This is a genomic window from Nonomuraea sp. ZG12, assembly GCF_052068115.1.
Taxonomy (GTDB): Bacteria; Actinomycetota; Actinomycetes; order Streptosporangiales; family Streptosporangiaceae; genus Nonomuraea.
The window spans coordinates 290,792-307,778 of sequence record NZ_JBQHCW010000003.1; the positions used below are offsets into that span (position 1 = coordinate 290,792).

The 16,987-nt window shown below is 70.2% G+C and carries 14 protein-coding genes; 2 read left to right on the forward strand and 12 right to left on the reverse strand.

What is annotated here, in order from left to right; translation table 11 throughout:
- Positions 1-13: 13 nt before the first annotated feature.
- The 7 genes from glyA to rpmE form a co-directional block, all read right to left on the reverse strand.
- Positions 14-1,279: a serine hydroxymethyltransferase gene (glyA, locus tag ACTMTF_RS13255; protein WP_441110853.1), complete on the reverse strand. Its 1,266-nt coding sequence runs from the start codon at positions 1,277-1,279 to the stop codon at positions 14-16.
- 50 nt (positions 1,280-1,329) lie between these two features.
- Positions 1,330-1,704 carry a hypothetical protein gene (locus ACTMTF_RS13260; protein ID WP_397010306.1) on the reverse strand — a complete coding sequence of 125 codons (375 nt, stop codon included), beginning with the start codon at positions 1,702-1,704 and terminating at the stop codon, positions 1,330-1,332.
- On the reverse strand, positions 1,704-3,392 hold the full coding sequence (locus ACTMTF_RS13265) for a hypothetical protein (RefSeq protein ID WP_441110854.1): 1,689 nt from the start codon (positions 3,390-3,392) through the stop codon (positions 1,704-1,706). Before ACTMTF_RS13265 ends, ACTMTF_RS13260 begins: the two co-directional genes overlap by 1 nt.
- An 86-nt stretch (positions 3,393-3,478) precedes the next feature.
- On the reverse strand, positions 3,479-4,135 hold the full coding sequence (locus ACTMTF_RS13270) for an L-threonylcarbamoyladenylate synthase (RefSeq protein WP_441110855.1): 657 nt from the start codon (positions 4,133-4,135) through the stop codon (positions 3,479-3,481).
- Position 4,136: 1 nt separating this feature from the next.
- Entirely contained in the window at positions 4,137-4,991 is an 855-nt protein-coding gene (gene prmC, locus ACTMTF_RS13275; RefSeq protein ID WP_441110856.1) for a peptide chain release factor N(5)-glutamine methyltransferase, read from the reverse strand.
- Positions 4,988-6,043 carry a peptide chain release factor 1 gene (prfA, locus tag ACTMTF_RS13280; RefSeq protein ID WP_441110857.1) on the reverse strand — a complete coding sequence of 352 codons (1,056 nt, stop codon included), beginning with the start codon at positions 6,041-6,043 and terminating at the stop codon, positions 4,988-4,990. Before prfA ends, prmC begins: the two co-directional genes overlap by 4 nt.
- A gap of 92 nt (positions 6,044-6,135) precedes the next feature.
- A complete protein-coding gene (gene rpmE, locus ACTMTF_RS13285) occupies positions 6,136-6,354 on the reverse strand; it encodes a 50S ribosomal protein L31 (RefSeq protein WP_397010318.1) in 219 nt (72 codons plus the stop codon).
- Between the two features lie 221 nt (positions 6,355-6,575).
- Here rpmE and ACTMTF_RS13290 point away from each other — a divergent pair, with 221 nt between their 5' ends.
- Positions 6,576-7,616: a hypothetical protein gene (locus ACTMTF_RS13290; protein WP_441110858.1), complete on the forward strand. Its 1,041-nt coding sequence runs from the start codon at positions 6,576-6,578 to the stop codon at positions 7,614-7,616.
- A 63-nt stretch (positions 7,617-7,679) separates the two neighbouring features.
- On the opposite strand, the gene rho is transcribed toward ACTMTF_RS13290, so the two are convergent.
- From rho to thrC, 3 genes are all read right to left on the reverse strand, one after another.
- The gene (gene rho / locus ACTMTF_RS13295; RefSeq protein WP_441110859.1) at positions 7,680-9,743 is read right to left on the reverse strand and encodes a transcription termination factor Rho; all 2,064 of its coding nucleotides are present in this window, start codon (positions 9,741-9,743) and stop codon (positions 7,680-7,682) included.
- Between the two features lie 460 nt (positions 9,744-10,203).
- Positions 10,204-11,112: a homoserine kinase gene (gene thrB, locus ACTMTF_RS13300; protein ID WP_441110860.1), complete on the reverse strand. Its 909-nt coding sequence runs from the start codon at positions 11,110-11,112 to the stop codon at positions 10,204-10,206.
- 165 nt (positions 11,113-11,277) lie between these two features.
- Entirely contained in the window at positions 11,278-12,336 is a 1,059-nt protein-coding gene (thrC, locus tag ACTMTF_RS13305) for a threonine synthase (RefSeq protein WP_441110861.1), read from the reverse strand.
- 156 nt (positions 12,337-12,492) lie between these two features.
- Here thrC and ACTMTF_RS13310 point away from each other — a divergent pair, with 156 nt between their 5' ends.
- Positions 12,493-13,980: a glycosyltransferase gene (locus ACTMTF_RS13310; RefSeq protein ID WP_441110862.1), complete on the forward strand. Its 1,488-nt coding sequence runs from the start codon at positions 12,493-12,495 to the stop codon at positions 13,978-13,980.
- Between the two features lie 45 nt (positions 13,981-14,025).
- Here the strand turns inward: ACTMTF_RS13310 and ACTMTF_RS13315 are convergent, their stop codons facing one another.
- Positions 14,026-15,666: a glycosyltransferase gene (locus tag ACTMTF_RS13315; protein WP_441110863.1), complete on the reverse strand. Its 1,641-nt coding sequence runs from the start codon at positions 15,664-15,666 to the stop codon at positions 14,026-14,028.
- Positions 15,663-16,955, reverse strand: a complete 1,293-nt coding sequence (locus ACTMTF_RS13320; protein WP_441110864.1) for a glycosyltransferase family 2 protein — start codon at positions 16,953-16,955, stop codon at positions 15,663-15,665. Before ACTMTF_RS13320 ends, ACTMTF_RS13315 begins: the two co-directional genes overlap by 4 nt.
- Between the last annotated feature and the right edge of the window lie 32 nt (positions 16,956-16,987).

Genomic DNA, 16,987 nt, shown 5'->3' on the forward strand with positions numbered 1-16,987 from the left:
GACTCAGAACAGCTTAATATTCGCTGAGATATGGCTGATGGATGGCCAGCAGCGCAGCCACGCTTGCCTGCACGTCCTCCGCGGACTCGGGCCGCAGGATGGCCCGGGCCACCAGCGCGCCGATTTCCGCCATTTCCTGGAGCCCCAGCCCCTGCGTGGTGACACAGAGGGTGCCGACGCGGATGCCCGAGGTCACGGCCGGTGGCTCGGGGTCGTACGGGATCGCGTTCCTGTTGAGGGTGATCCCCGCCGCCGCGCACCGGCGCTCCGCCTCAGCCCCGGAGATCCCCAGGTCACGCAGGTCGATCAGCGCCAGATGCGTGTCCGTACCCCCCGAGACGGGCCGCATCCCTTCGGCCGCCAGCGACTGGCACAGCGCCCGCGCGTTGGCCACCACCCGCCGCGCGTAGTCGGCGAACTCCGGCCGCAGCGCCTCCCCGAACGCCACCGCCTTCGCCGCCACGGCGTGCATCAGCGGCCCGCCCTGGACGAACGGGAACACCGCCCGGTCGATCCGCGCGGCCAGCTCCGCCGTGCACAGGATCCCGCCGCCGCGCGGCCCGCGCAGCGACTTGTGCGTGGTGAAGGTGACGACATCCGCGTACGGCACCGCCGACGGAATGGCACGGCCCGCCATCAGGCCGATCGGGTGCGCCGCGTCAGCCAGCAGCCAGGCGCCCACCTCGTCGGCGATCCCGCGCAGCACCCCGTAGTCGATCAGGCGCGGGTAGGCCGTCGCGCCGCAGACGATGAGCTTGGGCCGCCGCCTCAGCGCCAGGTCCCGGACGTCGTCGTAGTCGATGAGCTCGGTGTCGCGCCGCACCCCGTAGGACGCCACGTCGAACCACTTGCCGGAGAAGTTGACCTTGGAGCCGTGGGTGAGATGCCCGCCGTGCGGCAGCGCCATGGCCAGCATCGTGTCGCCGGGCTGCAGCAACGCGGCGTACGCGGCCAGGTTCGCCGACGCGCCGGAGTGCGGCTGGACGTTGGCGTGCTCGGCGCCGAACAGCTCGCGGGCCCGCTCGATGGCCAGCCGCTCGGCCCGGTCCACGACCTCGCAGCCGCCGTAGTAGCGCCTGCCCGGGTAGCCCTCGGCGTACTTGTTGCTCAGCGTCGAGCCGAGGGCGGCCAACACGGCGGGCGAGGTGAAGTTCTCGCTCGCGATGAGCTGGAGGCCGGCGCGCACCCGCTCGACCTCGTCCAGCAGGACCTGCGCCAGCTCCGGATCTTGCCGCTGGAGCTGGTCGAAGTCGGGGCCGTAGGTGGGCTCAACACCCATAATCCCACTGTACGAGCACGCTTCCGGATTTATCCAGATTTGTCGGGTATTCAGGAGAAGGCGTGCGGTGCTCCGATCGCGCTGGGGATCCACCGCGGGGTGTCGGCCGCCTCGTCGCTGATCGACGTGAGCACGGCCTGGCGGTACAGATTGAGCCTGGTACGCCACTCCTGCAGGTCCTCGACGTAACGGGCGCCGACCGGCGCGTCCCACGTCTGCGGGCTTCTGGCGAGCTGGTAGGCCTTGTCCAGGGACGACGTGAGGCTCTCCAGTAACGGCAGGACGTTCTGCCAGGCCGTCACGAGCCGCTGGTACTCAGGGTTGAACTCCCAGGCCCTCGGCTGGTCGTCCAGCACACCGCCGGACGTCGACGGCGGTGTCTCCCCGGGCTGGCGCGGGCGTGGCGCGGGCGGGTCCACGTACATCAGGCATTCCTCTCCGGTGTCCCCGGATCGACCGATCCACGCGGTCCATCGGGCTCGATGTCCTCAGGCACCCACACCCCGTCCCTCCACTCTCCCGGCAACACCTCCACGCCCGGCACCTTCGCACCCGGCGCCTCCACGCCCGGCATCTCCACGGGCTGGACTCCCCGCGCGTCCCCCACCAGCAGGCGGATCGAGTCCGCGGTGGGTGGATCGACGTTCACCGACACCACGTCGCCGCCGTCGCTCACCCAGGCGCTCACCCCCGCAGGCGCTCCGGGGACGGCGTTCACGCCCGTTCCGTCGTACCGCGGCGGGCTCTGCGTACCCACCGACTGGGTGCCGTTGGCACTGTCCGGCGGCGGAGTGGGCGGCACCACCAACCCGCCCCCCTCATCACGCGCCCCCTGCCCTACACCGTCCCGCCCACCGCTGTCCTGCCTCGCGTTGTCCTGCCCGGTGTTGTCCTGCCCGGTGTTGCCGTCCCGCCCGCCGTAAGCGTCCTGCCGGGCGTTGTCCTGCCCCGTGCTGCCGTCCCGCGCCGCATTGCCGTCCTGCCGGGCGTTGTCGTTCCGCTCGGCGTTGCCGTCCTGCCTGGGGTCGCGTACGTCCTGGTCGCCCGGCTGAGCGTCACGTGAGGTCCCGCTGTCGCGACCGCTGCCGTTGTCCGAGCAACCATCCGAGGCAGGGGGCTGCGTTGCGGGTGGCTGATCCGTACCCGACGGTGGCGCCGCACCAGTGGGCGGGTCAATTCGAGCAGGTTGACCCGAGCCAGTGGGCGGATCATTGCGAATCGGCTGATCGGAGCCGGTCGGCGGATCATTGCGAATCGGCTGATCATTTCGAGGGGACTGATCGCTGCTGGGAGGCCGATCCGCGTAACCATCCGCCTGGCCAGGTCGGCCATCCACTTGCGGCATGTCTATCGGCTGAACTTTGTCCAAATTCTCGAGGAGACTCTCCAGCTGGTTGGCCGTCGGCGGGTCGATGGGCACCTGGATCACCTTGACCCCGTCCACTTCGACGACCTGCGGCCTACTCGGATCGCGATCATCCGGGTGATCCTTCGCAGGAGTATCGGTGATCCCCCGATCCTGCACATCGTCTTGACAGACGTTCCCGTCGGGCTTGCCGTCCTCGGTCTTCGCGTCGGGCTTGCCGTCCTCGACCTTCGCGTCCGGCTTGCCGTCCTCGACCTTCCCGTCCGGCTTGCCGTCCTCGACCTTCCCGTCCGGCTTGCCGTCCTCGACCTTCCCGTCCGGCTTGCCGTCCTCGACCTTCCCGTCCGGCTTGCCGTCCTCGACCTTCCCGTCCGGCTTGCCGTCCTCGACCTTCCCGTCCGGCTTGCCGTCCTCGACCTTCCCGTCCGGCTTGCTCTCGGACTTGCCGGTGTCGGTGGGAGGGTTGTCGTAGCCGTTCTGCTTGGGGTCGGCGGTCGACGGGCGGGTGGTGTCGCGGTCGGCGACGCGTTTTTCCAGCACCCCCAGCCGGGCCGTGACGTCCTTGACCATCTTGTCCGCCGCGTCGGCCACCTGGGCCGGGCGGTGGGTGGTCTGGGTCGCCAGGCCGGCGCCGGTCATGATCTGGCCGACGCGCCCTTCGACCCTGCGCAGCTCCTCCGCCGCCCGCTTCGCCTCACCCAGCAGGTCACGGACCAGCTTGGGATCCATGCCGTCGAACTTGCTCATGGGTCACTCCCGGACGTCGCTGCTCCGGGCTTCACCGTAATGTCGAGCCGGCCGCCCGCGCAGCCGGGATAAGCAGACGGTATACGTCACTCGTCGGTGGCGACGTACCCGATGATGCCGCGAAGCTTCCCGACGGGGATCGCGCCCGCTCTGAGGAGGCGGGGGACGGCCGTGGTCAGGTCGAGGATGGTGGACGGCGTGCTGTCGGTGGTCTTGCCGCCGTCGAGGTAGACGGCGACGGACTCGCCGAGCTGCTCCTTGGCCTCCGCGGCCGTGACGGCCGCGGCGGAGCCCGTGCGGTTGGCGCTGGAAACCGCCATCGGGCCCGTCTCCTTGAGCAGGTCGAGCGCGACCGGGTGCAGCGGCATGCGCAGCGCCACGGTGCCCTTGGTGTCACCCAGGTCCCACGACAGCGCCCGGTTGGCCTTGCAGACCAGCGTGAGCGGGCCCGGCCAGAAGGCGTCGATCAGGTCCTGGCCGTAGGGGCCGAGGTCCTCGACCAGCGCGCTGGCGGCTCTGACAGTGCCGACGAGGACGGGCGGCGGCATGTCGCGGCCGCGCCCCTTGGCCTCCAGCAGCGCGGTGACCGCCGCCGGCGTGAAGGCGTCGGCGCCGATGCCGTAGACGGTGTCGGTCGGCAGCACGACGAGCTCGCCGCGGCGGACGGCGGCGGTCGCCTCGACCAGGCCTTCGGCCCGCTGTTCGAGGTCGGTGCAGTCAAAGCTTTTCCCCACGGCGTGCATCCTAGTCCTGGCCGAGCTTGGCGGTGACGAAGCGGTCCCTGCGGGTCAGGTCCTGGCGGAGCCGTACGTCACGCCAGCCGTTGTCCTCGGGGAATGTGAGATAGACCGACCTGCCCTGCTCGTCGGCGTGCTCGACCACCGCCCAGCCGCCGGCGCGCAGCAGCCGGCGGGCGGTGCGCTCGACCGCGCGCACCTCGCCGAGGCCGTCGTCGCCGGTGCCGTAGAGGGCGCGGGCGGGGTCGTAGTCGCGGACCTCGGGGTCGCGCGGGATCGCGCCGGGCGGGATGTAGGGCGGGTTGGAGATGACCAGGTCGACCTTGCCGTTGAGCTCGGGCAGGGCTTCGGCGAGGTCTTCGGGGTGCAGGTGGGTGCGGCCCTGGCCGTGCTCGGTGATGTTGCGCTTGGCCCAGCCGTAGGCGTCGGGGTCGACCTCGACGGCGTGCACCTCGGAGAGCGCGACCTCCTGGGCGATGGACAGCGCGATGGCGCCCGAGCCGGTGCCGAGGTCGACGACGATGGGCGCGGTGACGTCCATGGCGCGCAGCGTATCGATGGCCCAGCCCGCCATGACCTCGGTCTCGGGGCGGGGGACGAAGACGCCGGGCCCGACCGCGAGCTCGAGGTAGCGGAAGTAGGCGTGGCCGGTGATGTGCTGGAGCGGCTCACGCGCCTCGCGCCTGGCGACGCCTTCCCAGAACAGCGCGTCGAAGTCGGCGTCCTTGACGGTGTGCAGCTCACTCCTGCGCACGCCGTGGACGAATGCCGCGATCTCCTCCGCGTCCGTGCGCGGGGACGGCACACCTGCCTCTGCCAGCCGCGCGGTGGCGAGGGCGATCTCGTCCAGCAGAAATGTCATGAGTGTTGTGCGAGCTTCTCCGCCATTTCGGCGTCGATGAGGGCTTGGGTGACGGCATTGAGCTCACCGTCGAGAACCTGGTCGAGGTTATACGCCTTGAAGCCGACCCGGTGGTCGGAAATACGGTTCTCGGGATAATTGTAGGTGCGTACGCGTTCGGAACGGTCGACGGTGCGCACCTGCGACTTGCGTTCGGCCTGCGCGGCGGCGTCGGCCTGCTCCTGGGCGATGGCCAGCAGCCGGGCGCGCAGGATGCGCATCGCCGACTCCTTGTTCTGCAGCTGGCTCTTCTCGTTCTGGCAGGAGACCACGGTGCCGGTGGGCAGGTGGGTGATGCGGACGGCGGAGTCGGTGGTGTTGACGCTCTGCCCGCCGGGGCCGCTGGAGCGGTAGACGTCGATGCGCAGCTCATTGGGGTCGATCTGGACCTCGACGTCCTCGGCCTCGGGGTAGACGAACACCCCTGCGGCACTGGTGTGGATGCGGCCCTGCGACTCGGTGACGGGCACCCGCTGCACGCGGTGCACCCCGCCTTCGAACTTGAGCCTGGACCACACGCCGTCGTCGCCCTTGGCCTTGATCGCGACCGCGACGTCCTTGTAGCCGCCCAGGTCGGAGGGCTGGCTGTCGATGATCTCGGCCTTCCAGCCGATGCGCTCGGCGTAGCGCAGGTACATGCGCAGCAGGTCACCCGCGAACAGCGCGGACTCCTCACCGCCCTCGCCCGCCTTGATCTCCATGATGATGTCCTTGTCATCATTGGGATCGCGCGGGATCAGCAGGTGCTTGAGCCGCTCCTCCAGCCGGGGGATGCGCTTCTTCTCCAGCTCGGCGGCCTCCTCGGCGAACCCCTCGTCCTCACCGGCGAGCTCCTTGGCGGCGGACAGGTCGTCGCGGGCCGCCTCCAGCTCGCGGTAGGTGCCGACGACCGGGGTGAGCTGGGCGTAGCGCTTGCCGAGCGTGCGGGCCCTGACCTGGTCGGCGTGCACGGCGGGATCGGCGAGCTGCGACTCCAGCTCGGAATACTCCTTGAGCAACTCGTCGAGGTTCACCGTGCATCCTTCGTCTTGCGTGTGGGCGGGCCTTTCACCAAGAACGCCGACCCGGCGCACGCTATGGTGCGTCCGGATCGGCGTCGGTGAAGCTAGTTGCCCGAGGGCTTCTTGCCGAAGCGCTTCTCGAAGCGCGCCACTCGGCCACCGGTGTCCAGGATCTTCTGCTTGCCCGTGTAGAACGGGTGGCAGGCGGAGCACACGTCAGCGTGGATCACGCCGTTCTTGGCGGTGCTGCGGGTGGTGAAGGTGGCGCCGCACGTGCAGGTGACGTGCGTGACGTGATAGTCGGGGTGAATGTCGCGCTTCATGGCTGTCCTTTCGGGTGCGGTCGCCGGGTCGCCAGCTGGTGCGTCAGATGCGCATGGGCGGGAGCCGGAACCGCGAAATCGGTCAGCTACCAGTGTGCCAGATGGTTCAACCACCCAGGGCCACCAGCCATTCCCCCGGTGTTTATGGCGACGGTCGCGGCGGTCACACTAGGCTCCGCCGCACCAAGCATCACTTTCACCGACTAAGGATCTTTCATCTGATGAAGAGAAGGGTGCGGTCGCTGCTCGCGACCGCCACGGGGGTCGCCGTTCTTTTCGGAGGCTCAGGCCTCACCGCCACCGGCGCGTACGCCTCACAGCACGCGCTGACCACCGCGCAGGACTCGGGGCCGGACTTCATGGGGGATGTCTCGGCCAATGCGTACGTTCCGGTCCAGGGCGAGGCCGGAGCCGTTGTGACGCTCAAGCTCCGGGACCCGATGACGGTCAGGAAGGTCACCGGCGTGATCGCGGCGCCGGGGAAGCCCGCCCGGCCGGTCACGTTCGACTTCAAGCGCGAGGCCGTCGTCACCGGGAAGTGGACGATCGGCGAGCACGACCCGGCCGGCCGCTGGAAGCTGACGGTCAGCGTCGTCCGCCAGACCACCCGGACCAACGACTTCACCGTCAGGGTGGCCGGCAAGCAGCGCATCACCTCCGCCTCCGTCGCCCCCGACCCCGTCCCGCTGGTCAGGGGCAAGGACGTGAAGGTCTCGGTCGAGACCACGGTCGAAGGCTCCGGCATGGTGTCGGCCAAGCTCGTCAGCGACAGGGGCGGCCAGTACTACGACCTGGGGAACCTGGCGCTCGAGCCAGGCGGCTACCACCGGGGCACGGCCTACTTCGGCGACGACAGCACCGCCGGCGCGTGGACGCTGGAGATCTACGCCACGCGCGGCGGGGAGGTCCTCAAGGGGGTGGCGCCCTTTACCGTGCGGGCGGCGGCCCAGGGCGTCTCGGGGAAGACTCGGGCCAGGGTCACGATCGGCGCGGCCGAGAAGGTGAAGAAGGGCAGGTATTTCCGGGTATACGGCAAGGCCTACCGGGGCGCCGAGCCGTACGTGAGCAAGAGACTGAAGGTCCACTTCAAGGCCAAGGGCACCAGGACGTACAAGCTCGTCGCCTTTGTCAGGACGAACCGGTCCGGCAAGTACACCAAGTCCTTCAAGGCCGGCACCGACGGCTACTTCCGCGTCACGTCGCCGGGCACGCGGAGCACCCGAGCGGCCCTGTCGCCGCAGCGTCTGGTGGACGTGCGGTAGAACGGCCCGGAACGCGAGGAAGCGGCGGGGGTTCTCCCCCGCCGCTTCGTCACGATTCGCGCGCTAGTCGCGGTCGTTGCTCACGGTCGTCTTCTGGACCTGGAGGAGGAACTCCGCGTTGGAGGAGGTCTCCTTCATCTTCTCCAGAAGCAGCTCCAGAGCCTGCTGCATGTCCAGCGCGTGCAGCACGCGGCGGAGCTTCCAGACGATCTGGAGCTCGTCCTTGGCCATGAGGATCTCTTCCTTACGGGTGCCGGACGCGTCGACGTCCACCGCGGGGAAGATCCGCTTGTCGGCCAGGGAGCGGTTGAGCTTGAGCTCCATGTTGCCGGTGCCCTTGAACTCCTCGAAGATGACCTCGTCCATCTTGGACCCGGTCTCGACCAGGGCCGTGGCGAGGATCGTCAGCGAGCCGCCGTTCTCGATGTTGCGGGCGGCGCCGAAGAAGCGCTTGGGCGGGTAGAGGGCCGTGGAGTCGACACCACCGGACAGGATGCGCCCGGACGCCGGGGCGGCCAGGTTGTAGGCGCGACCCAGACGGGTGATCGAGTCGAGCAGCACGACCACGTCGTGTCCCAGCTCCACCAGGCGCTTGGCGCGCTCGATGGCGAGCTCGGCGACGGTGGTGTGGTCCTCGGCGGGACGGTCGAAGGTCGAGTGGATGACCTCGCCCTTGACCGAGCGCTGCATGTCGGTGACCTCTTCAGGCCGCTCGTCCACGAGCACGACCATGAGGTGGCACTCGGGGTTGTTGCGGGTGATCGCGTTGGCGATCGACTGCAGCACCATCGTCTTACCGGCCTTGGGCGGCGAGACGATGAGACCGCGCTGGCCCTTGCCGATCGGGGAGACGAGGTCGATGATCCGCGTGGTGAGGATGTTCGGCTCGGTCTCCAGGCGCAGGCGGTCCTGCGGGTAGAGGGGCGTCAGCTTGTTGAAGTCCGGCCGGTTACGGGCCTGCTCCGGGTCCATGCCGTTGACGGTGTCGAGGCGGACCAGGGCGTTGAACTTCTCGCGCCGCTCGCCGTCGCGCGGCTGGCGGACGGCGCCGGTGATGACGTCACCCTTGCGCAGACCGTTGCGGCGGATCTGGGCGAGCGAGACGTAAACGTCGTTGCTGCCCGGAAGGTAACCGCTCGTCCTGACGAAGGCGTAGTTGTCGAGGATGTCGAGGATGCCGGCGATCGGGATGAGCACGTCGTCGTCGCCGATCACGGGCTCGCTGCTGTCGAAGCGCTCGCGGCCACGGCCACGGTTGCGCTCCCTGAAGCGGCCCCGGCGCCCGCGTCCGCCCCGCTCGTCGTCGTCGCCGCCGCCGCGCGGGTCGTTGCCACGACCGCCGGAGTCGGCAGCGCGCTCGCGCTGGTCGGAACGCCCGTCACGGCCACCGTCACGGCCACCGTCGCGACCGCTGTCACGACCGCCATCACGGATGTCACGGGTGTCACGGGTGTCACGGGTGTCACGGGTGTCACGGGTGTCACGGGTGTCACGTCCGTCGCGCCCACCGTCACGGGAGCTGTCGCGGCTCTCGCCACGGATCTCACCGCGGTCGCCGGCGCGGTCGTTGCCGCCACGCTCGCCGCGGTCACGGCGCTCGCCACGGCCGCGACGCTCACGGCGGCTCTCGCCACGGTCGCCACGCGAGTCACCCTGCGGGGTCTCGGTGGACTGCGTGGGCTGAGCGGCCTGCTCGACGACCGGCTCGGCCGGCGCCACGACGGGCTCGGCGGCCGTGACCACCGGCTCGGCGGCGGCCTGCGTGACCGGCTCTTCCACGGTCTTGGTGCGGGAACGTTCCCGACGGGTGCGGGTGGGCCGCTCTGCGGCGGGAGCCGCGTCGGCGGCGACAGGCGCCTCGGTCGCGGTTGCCGTGGCGGGCGCGCCGTCCCCGGTGCCGCCACCCTGCTTCTCCTGGATGGCCGCGATGAGCTGGCTCTTCCGCATGCGCCCGGTCCCGCTGATGCCCAGTTCGGCGGCCATCTTCTGCAGCTCGGGCAGCACCTTGGCGGACAGGCCGGTGCCGGAGCGACGCGCACGCGGCTTGGCCGCGGCACGGGTGGGGGTGTCGCCGGTCGCAGCAGGTGTGCCTGGTGCGTCGGAGAGGAGTTCGGTGGTGTCGCTCAACTAAAAGGTCCTTCCCAGGGGTCGGGCGCCGGATTCATTCGCCGGGCGTCCCGGATGTGCTTGCGATCCGGCGGGACAGACCGAACCGGGGTGCACTTTTGCGATCTTCGGCCGCCGCTGGGGACGGTCGCCACTCTTGGCAAGGGGCTCGTCCAGGCCGCCACAGGACGGTGACGAGTGGATGACAACCCCTAAGATTGCTGCCGCCAGCCAGATGTCGAGGTGATTCGAACGCGTAGATCCCCGTCGTCGCCGCCTCACGTTGGGCCAACCGGGTGTGGGCCAACCGGAGGCAACGGATTCCGGGGAGACAGCCGCGCTGCTCACGCCTCGCGACGTGAAGCATGATGCAGCGATGTACGGCTGACAAGCACGCGCACCCAACAAGGGGGCATCTGGTGCGGCTATCAGCCTAACATCACCAGCGCACACGGCTATTCCCTGAAGGTCTAAAGAGGCATCAGCGTGTCTCGGGAACCTGAACGTTCGCACCAACTGGGTCGACGTCCATTAGCTGGATGTGCCAGTCATTACCCACTTCTGGCGCGATCAAATCCTGCGAATCCGATGTTGAAAACGCGAGGATCGTGGGACCCGCTCCCGAAACGACCGCGGGCACGCCCACTGCACGCAGACGTTCTACCAGATCCGCGCTCTCGCGCATGGCAGGCGCGCGGTAGTCCTGATGGAGACGGTCCTCCGTGGCGGCGAGCAGCAACGCCCGCTCAGGCCGCTGGGTCAGCGCGGCGATCAGCAACGCGGCCCTGCCGGCATTGAAGGCGGCGTCCTTGTGGGGCACATCCTTCGGCAACAGCTCCCGGGCGGTCTCCGTGGCCAGCCGCGTCGCCGGAACGATCACTACGGGCCGGATGCTCGCATCGGGAACCAGTTTCACCATACGTGGTGTGCCGCCGTGCTGCGTCCAGGCGATCGTCAGCCCACCGGCCAGGCAGGGAGCGACGTTGTCCGGGTGCCCTTCCATCTCGTCGGCCAGCGCGAACACCTCGTCGTCGGTCAGGTCGCCGTCGTGCGCCAGCGCCCGCGCCGCGAGGATCCCCGCGCAGATGGCCGCGGACGAGCTGCCCAGCCCGCGAGCGTGCGGAATCCTGTTATGGCACCGCAACCGAATCCCGCCCGGCTGCGGCGTCCGCATCCGGTCGAAGGCCCCGCGCATCGCCTTGACGACGAGATGCCCTTCACCGGTGTCGAGCTCCCCGGCCCCCTCGCCCTCCACGACGACCTCCACGCCGCCGCTGTCGGCGATCGAGACGTCGATGTCGTCGTAGAGGCTCAACGCCAGTCCCAGGGCGTCGTACCCCGGCCCCAGATTGGCCGACGTCGCCGGCACGCGGATGTGAACGGTCGTCATTCCTGAGCCTTTCTCGCCATTGTCCGCGTCATTCCTCTATGAAGCTGCGGTCAATTTCTCTATGGGCGTACATGAACCCACCCATCTCGTACGGCATCCGTACACGCGAGAAGGACCATCACGTAAGCCACGCACGCGCCGAGAGGGCGGCAGCCGCCCGCATGGTCAGGCGAGGTTGAGAGCCGCAGCGGCCGCGTGCACGTCGATGGGGATCGTGACCGGAGCGGGAGCGCCGGAGATGGCCCAGTCGGGGTCCTTGAGCCCGTTGCCCGTGACCGTGCAGACGATCCGCTGGCCGGGGGCGACGAGGCCGTCAGCGTGCGCCTGGAGCAGGCCGGCGACGCTGGCCGCCGAGGCGAGCTCTACGAACACGCCCTCTTCCTGGGCCAGCAGCTTGTAGGCGGCGGCTATCTGACGGTCGGTGACGGCCTTGATGACGCCGCCGGACTCGTCGCGGGCCGCCGTGGCGAGCTGCCAGGAGGCGGGGTTGCCGATGCGGATGGCGGTGGCGATGGTGTGCGGGTGGGTGACCGGCGCGCCGTCGACGATGGGGGCCGCGCCGCTGGCCTGGAAGCCGAACATGCGGGGGCGCTTGGTGGAGACGCCGTCGGTGGCGTACTCCTGGTAGCCCATCCAGTAGGCGGAGATGTTGCCGGCGTTGCCCACCGGGATGCAGTGGATGTCGGGAGCGTCGCCGAGCGTGTCCACGATCTCGAAGGCCGCGGTCTTCTGGCCCTGCAGCCGGAACGGGTTGACGGAGTTGACCAGCGCGATCGGGTAGCTCGACGAGAGCTTGCGGGTCATCTCCAGGCAGTCGTCGAAGGAGCCCTCGACCTGCAGGAGCGTGGCGCCGTGGACGAGGGCCTGGGCCAGCTTGCCCATGGCGATCTTGCCTCGGGGCACCAGGACGGCGCAGGTGAGGCCGGCGCGCACGGCGTAGGCGGCGGCCGAGGCGGAGGTGTTGCCGGTGGAGGCGCAGATGACCGCCTTGGCGCCCTCTTCGACGGCCTTGCTGATGGCCATCGTCATGCCGCGGTCCTTGAAACTGCCCGTCGGGTTGGCGCCTTCGACCTTGAGGAAGACGTCGCATCCGGTGAGGGCGGAGACGCGGTGCGCGGGCACCAGCGGGGTGCCGCCTTCGAGCAGCGTGACGACGGGCGTCTTCGGGGTGACCGGAAGCCGATCGCGGTACTCCTCGATGAGGCCACGCCAGGACCTGCTCATTGATGTCTCCCTACCTGCGCTGTTGGGCACCGAGTGTACGGGGTCGGCAGGGTGGACGCGGAGCCGAGTCCAGTGCGTGGACAGAGCCCTCAAGAACGTCATTATTCAGGAAAATCTCAGCATCTCTCGCTAGGGTTCGTCGCAGGGGGTCTCACGATGAACGCGCGTCCTGCTATGCCGCAGAACGACTATTCCGCTCTGGTTCCACCGGAGCTCGGCGCCTGGTCGCCCACCCTGTCCGTGAGCGTGGTCATTCCCGCGCGCGGCGGGCCGCACCTGGATCTGACACTGGCGGCGCTCGCCGCGCAGACGTACCCGGGCCACCTCATGGAGGTCCTGGTCGTGGACGACGGCAGCGAGCCGCCCATCCGCCTGCCGGAGCTGCGGCCGGACAACATCCGGATCGTCCGGCCGGAGACCGGCTGGGGCATCTCCAACGCCGTCAACACCGGCGTGAAGGCCGCCGACGGCGAGATCATCCAACGGCTCGACGCCGACATGGTGGCCTGCCGCGAGCACATCGAGGCGATGGCCCGCTGGCACCACGTGACCGACTATCTGGTCACCATCGGGATGAAGAAGTTCGTCGAGACGCCGCCGCTCACGCCCGGCGAGGTCTACCGGGCCCGCCACCTGGGCGAGGTGTTCGACCTGGCCCAGGCCCCGGGGAGCTCCACCGAGGCGACGATCGCCAAGACCGACGGCCTGCGCAAGAGCCGCAATCCCTACCACGTGTGCACAGGGCCCACCATCGCCCTGCCGAGAGAGATCTTCCACGCCGTCGGCGGCCTGGACCCGGGCGTGACCCGCGGCGGCGACACCGAGTTCGCCTACCGGCTGGCCATGCACGGCGTGGTGTTCGTGCCGGAGCTGGAGGCCCAGGCCGTCCACCTGGGGCTGCCCGCCCAGCATCGCGACCGGGAACGCGCCGTACGGGCCGTGGAGCCGCACCTCGCGCAGCGCATCCCGCTCCGCCGCGACCTGCGCAAGGACCGGGGCCGCCACTGGCTGGTCCCGTACGTCGAGATCGTCCTCGACATCGCCGACACCCCCGAGTCGGTGGTGCGGCAGGCGGTGTCCGCGGCGCTCGACGGCAAGCTGCAGGACGTGGTCGTGACCCTGGTCGCGCCCTGGTCGCTGCTGCGCGACGGGCGGCGCTCGGTGCTGGAGGACCCGTGGTTCGACCTGCGGGTGCTGCGGGAGGTCTTCGCGCATGACGAGCGGATCCGGCTCATCGACGAGGCCGCGCCGACGCCCGCGCCCACGCCGTTCCGCTATCGGGGACCGGTGGACGTGCCGCTGCACCGGGCGACGCTGGAGCGCATGATCGAGACGGTCCAGAAGGACCTGACGGGCGTGCTGATCGTGGACCTGCCCGACGGCCGCACCGCCCGCCTGGAGCGGACCTCCGCGCTGGCCCGCGCGGAGCTGCTCGCCGAACTCGGCGACGACCTGGACGACATCATCGAGACCACCCATGGTGTACGGCATGTGCCACCGGACCGCTACTGGCCGAAGCCCGCGCCGCCACAGGCGCCGGCCGTGACGGCTCCCGCCCCGGAGCCGTTCGCCGCCACCGCGCCGGCGGACACCGGCGAGCGCACCCTGCTCGGCCGCCTCAAGTCCGCGCTCCGCCCCAACTGATCACCAGCCGGGCTCGTGCCTGAGGCCGGGCTCGTGCAGGGTGGGCTATCTGCCGGTCTTCCTGCCCAGGGCGCGCCTGACCGTGGCCGCCATGACGGTGCGCAGGCTGTCCTGGGCGCGCTGGGCGGCGGCCAGCTCGCGGCGCAGCTCGGAGACCTCCTTGCGGAGGGCGCCGATGTCGCGCCGGTACTCGACGGCGTCCTTGCGCCAGGTGCCCGCCTCCTCGCGCCACTTGGTGACCTGGGCCCGCAGCCGCTCGTTCTCGCCGGTCAGCCGCTCGACGTCGGCCTCGGCCTTGATCCTGGCGTTGTAGGCGCCGCGTCGGCCGAGCGGCTTGGCGGGCTCGCTGGTGAAGCCGTAGGTCTCGCCGTCGACCCAGGTGACGGAGGAGACGTCGTCGACGACGTCGTCCAGGTTCTCCTGCGGCCCGGCGACGATCCGGGCCCGGGCGAAGGCGGCCGGGCGCTCCAGGCGGGCGGCCACCACGCCGGCGGGCGACTCGTCGAGCAGCACGTTGATCAGGCCGTGCTGTTCGGTGCGCGCCAGGTCGAGCAGGCTCGCCACGGAGTCCTCGCCGGGCGCCCAGCCGGGTGGCAGGCGCAGCACGTACGGGACGGCCAGGTCGACCTCGCCGGTGGTGGCGAACCGCACCCGGCTCTCGTGCTCGAAGTGGCCGTGCACCAGGACCAGTTCGAGGTTGGGATCCTTCAGCGGGGCGCGCCGGTCCCGGTCGAGCCCCTCCCACGGGCCGACGATGACCACGCGCAGGTCGTGTTGCGTGCCCGCCAGCAGAGCGTCGACGGTGGCGCGCACGCTCTCGTAGCCGACGGTGCCGTCCACCACGGCCTCGACGTACGGGATCTTCCACTGGCGGCCGGGATGCGAGCGCAGCCAGCGGTAGAGGGGGATCCGGTCACCCACGAACGCGAAGCTGACCCGGTCGATGCGCTCCTTGTGCCGCATCCGCATGGTCGGGCCGAGATGGTAGGCGAGGGCCCGCGGCTCGGGTACGAAGACCGCGCCGGCCTGCCCCAGCCGGTAGCCCATCTCAGTGTCCTGACCGAGGATCAGCTCCTCGTCCATCGGCCCCGCGAGCTCGAAGAGCCGGGCGTTGACCGAGGTCGCGCCGCCCACGTGCAGGCTGAAGGGGCGCGGGGTGCGCTTGGTCAGCCCGTCGGTGCGCTCCAGCAGGTCGATGATCCAGCGGTGCGGCTCGGCGGGCTCGAAGTAGGACTCCAGGTCGTCCGGCAGCTCGGCGGGCAGCGGCGCCTCGCTGAAGCGCATGAACCCGCCGACGACGAGGTAGGGGGCGGCGTGGTGCCAGCGCATGTGGGCCTCGACGGCGCCGGGGGTGAGCACCACGTCGGAGTCGAGCCAGTGGATGACGTCGCCGGCGGCCTCGGCCAGCCCGGCGTTGCGGGCGCTGGGCCGGCCGGGCGTCTCGCAGCGGATCAGCCGGGCGCCCGGCGGGCGGGTGCCGGGCAGCCGCAGCGGTGGCGTGCTGCCGTTGTCGACGACGATGACCTCGGTCAGCTCCGCCGGATAGGTCTGCCTGGCGAGCGCGGCCAGCACCAGGTCGAGCTTGTCCTGACCGCCGAAGGCCGGCACGATCACGCTGACGCGCAGCTCCGGGGTGAACCGCTCGGGCGGGTCGAGGACGCGATAGTCGTTGCCGCGCACCCTCATGCTGTCTCCAGCAGTCTCGGCCCCGTGCCGGCCCCCGTGCTCGGTCCGGTGCTGGACATCGTGCTCGCATTCATGCTCGGCTTCATGCTCGACTCCGTCAGCAGATCGGGCTCCATCAGCAGGCTCGGGCGAAAGCCGTACCACTGGTTGGTGGCGACTTTGAGGAAGTGCGCGAGCGGGAGCTGCCAGGTGTGCTGGTCGCTCAGCCCGCGGCGCAACATGTATCCCAGGCCGTGGGTGCGGTAGATGCGGGCTCCGGCCTCGCTCGCGGCCTTGAGGAATTCACGGTCCACCGCCCGAGGAAGCCCAGGGAATCCCCCAATATCGCGAAATTTCGCCACCGGCACCATGATCGTGCCGCCCGCGATGTGATCGGCCCACACCTCGCTCGGATAGGCCGCCCCGGACGCGAACGTCGTACGCCTGATCGTGGTGCGCAACGGCTCCAGGTAGAAGAACTCCCCGGAGGCCCCCACCACGTCGGCGCCCGAGTAATCGGCCGCCATGAGCAGGTCGGCCAGGTGGTCCGGGCCGTACCAGTCGTCGTCGTCCCACTTGGCGAGGTAGTCGCCGCCGGCCAGGGCCGCCGCCTGGTTGAGCACCTCTCCGAACGGTGTCCCGGCCTCGGCCTCGATCCAGCGCAGCGGCAGCGGGCACGCCTCGGCGGCCTGCCGCACCTCGTCGTAGGCGACTCCGTGCAGGCCGAGGATCACCTCCACCTCGACCCCGCGCTGCCGCGCCATCTGGGCGAGCGCGCCGGCGACGAAGCCGGGCCGCTTGGTCGCCATGACCACGCTGACCTTGGCGATCGTGGCCGGCTGGGCGGCCAGGCGGCGCAGCCGTACGCTGTGCTCCTCGCGCCGCAGGTCGGCCAGGCTGCGTACGGTGTCGTCAGCGGTGTCGTCAGCGGCGTGGTCCAGCCAGCTCCGGTCGGTGAGCAGGGCGGCCAGGTCGGTGGGAACCCACGGCGGCGCGTGCGCCGCCGTCAGCGGCACCCCGGCGGCGGCCAGCCGCGCGAGCCCGTCGAGCGCGACCTCGACCCCAGCCCACTCGGCATCGAACGCGCCTCCTGCCCCGGGCGACCCGGCGTCCAGCGCGACCCCCGCGGTGGACGACCCGGCATCGGGCGCGACCTCGGCCGCGGGCCAGTCGATGTCGAGGCCGCGCAGGGTGTGCAGCACCTCGGGGTCGGGTGCCTGACCGTCGACGGCCCAGGCGTCCTCATGCCAGTGCAGGCGGGCCAGCCCCTGCTCCGGCGTGCGCAGGAAACCGGCTGGACTGAAGGTCATGCGCGCTGCTCCTTGACCTGCGGGACTTGATC